4 protein-coding genes are annotated in these 2180 nt (G+C 39.3%); all 4 read left to right on the forward strand.

The features are described from left to right. The first annotated feature begins 85 nt into the window (after positions 1–85). A complete protein-coding gene (locus tag T489_RS0112205) occupies positions 86–385 on the forward strand; it encodes an IS3 family transposase (protein ID WP_198020486.1) in 300 nt (99 codons plus the stop codon). A gap of 423 nt (positions 386–808) precedes the next feature. Continuing rightward, on the forward strand, positions 809–1456 hold the full coding sequence (locus tag T489_RS0112210; RefSeq protein ID WP_051622124.1) for a tetratricopeptide repeat protein: 648 nt from the start codon (positions 809–811) through the stop codon (positions 1454–1456). A gap of 84 nt (positions 1457–1540) precedes the next feature. Continuing rightward, positions 1541–1819, forward strand: a complete 279-nt coding sequence (locus T489_RS0112215) for a hypothetical protein (RefSeq protein ID WP_031580292.1) — start codon at positions 1541–1543, stop codon at positions 1817–1819. 56 nt (positions 1820–1875) lie between these two features. Further along, positions 1876–2180 (forward strand): AAA family ATPase (locus tag T489_RS0112220; RefSeq protein WP_232218325.1); only part of this gene is annotated, 305 nt, incomplete at its 3' end.

Consider the following 2180-nt stretch of genomic DNA (forward strand, 5'->3'; position numbering starts at 1 on the left):
GCGGTAAATCCGTATCTGTTTACGTACATCTACAGTTTACACGGTAAATCCACGATTTGCATTCATTCGTGGAGGTCGTTTCATATTGTCTTACGAAAGTTTTCATGGGCACATGAAGGATCATATAGGGGACAACATAAAGGGCTGTAAGGAGTTTGCTGAGGTCAAAGAAATTGTTGATAACTACATGGGTTACTACAATAACAGCCGTTATCAATGGGAACTTGCAAAGCTCTCACCTAACGAATTCTACCAGTTCTATACCACAGGAATATATCCATTGGATATTTCTAATAAGCCAGTCCCTCCTAAGCCGGTAAAGACAGCCTCGGAACTGGGGGCAGAACAAGTAGAAACAGACATCAGCAACGTAACTCAGACATGAGGATTCCCTAATTAGGGAGTAATATAGATTCCCTCGGTACTCTCAGCATGTTACTTTCGCTAATGGGTAACCGAGGACAAGTACGGGGGTATCCCGTAGTAAATACAGAGAGTACCTACCTCATAATTTAAAGGTATGTCCAATAGAATGGGCACTTAATTTATGCCATGTCTAATGAATGGGGGAACTTGAATTTTAGTTGTCCGAAATTATGGATAACTAAAATTTTAAATGTCCTTGACAAAGGGTACAGTGCAAAATATCAGCTAAAAAATCAAATATATTTTTTAAAAAATCTAGATTGAGTAATGGTTATCTAATTTTTAGGTTATGATATGAGTTTGATAATTTAATTGTATTTTCACTGTTATGTAAAACATCTGTATAATTTTACTGATAAACAACGATTTTATTAAGGGGACTATGAAGAAATATTTTTTATGTCTGTTAGCCGTACTTGGGCTAACATTATCGGGACAGGCGAGTGCAGCACTTACAAAAGAGGAAATAGCAGAAGCATCAAATCAGTGTAAAACACTGTTTAACAATGAACAATACGCCGATGCCTATCCTTTCTGCCAAAAAGCTTGTGATAATAATGACAGTTCCAGTTGTCAGTGGTTGGGAGGGTATTACTGGGTAAATCAGGACTTCCAAAGAGCCAAACAACAATTTCAAAAAGCCTGTGATTTGAACGACGGCGGGAGTTGCTATAATTTAGGCTTGTTATATTTCGCGGGAAAGGGGGTAGAACAGGATTACGAACAGTCAAATCAATATTATAAAAAAGCCTGTGACCTGAATGACGGTCGGGGCTGCAGTAATCTTGGCTTTTCATACTTCTACGGACAAGGCGTAAAACAGGACAGTCAGTTAGCAACTCAGTACAACCAAAAAGCTTGCAATTTAAAAGAAGACGGTGGTTGCTTTAACGTCGGTATATCATATGAAGATGGTGTTGGAGTAGAACGAAGTAAAACAAAGGCTTTGGAGTATTACCGTAAAGCCTGTGATCTTGGAAATCAGGATGGTTGTGACTCCTACCGAAGATTAAATGGCAAAAGTAACTAACACTCTTTAGATGAACAAATTACGCATAATGCTAAAAGGATTTCGATAATTCGAGATCCTTTTTTCGTTTTTAGGAGTTTCAAAATGAACGACAGCACCATCAGGCTTTCTGCCGACACGTCTGCTCTCACGGATTCACTCTCCAAAATTGCCGAAGAGATGACGGCCATGAAGGACTCTGTTTTCTCCTCTGCTGCCGCCATGGGAGCAAATCTTGATGCATCCGTAAAAAAGGCAGAAGCTACCAATGCCGCCATCCACGGACTTGATGAGAGCGTTAAGACTGTAACGGATTCAATTGAGGCTCAGACAAAAACCGTAATCGACCTCGGTGCGAAGCAAAGCTATGAACAGTACGGCTAATTGTTAACAGGAAGTTATGTCCTGTATCACTGATAAAAATTAGGTGCTGTGATAAAATGACAGTCGATGGTGTTGAGTTGGGGGAGGTTAAAGTCATGGGAAGTATTCTGAATCCTGACAAGGATAACAGCTTTATTAATCTGGTTAAAGCCAGAGATACCAGAGTGTTTGTTGATAAAACTGATTTTATTGAAAAAACCAATGCGCTTTTTAACACTGATGGAAAGCTTTTGGCTGTAACCCGTCCCCGCAGATTTGGCAAAACCGTAACAGCTCATATGCTGTCAGCTTACTATTCCAAAGGATATGCCGGTCAAAAGATTTTTGATAATCTAAAAATAACGAACAATGAATTTAAAGA

This window comes from Ruminobacter sp. RM87, assembly GCF_000701925.1.
Lineage (GTDB): Bacteria > Pseudomonadota > Gammaproteobacteria > Enterobacterales > Succinivibrionaceae > Ruminobacter > Ruminobacter amylophilus.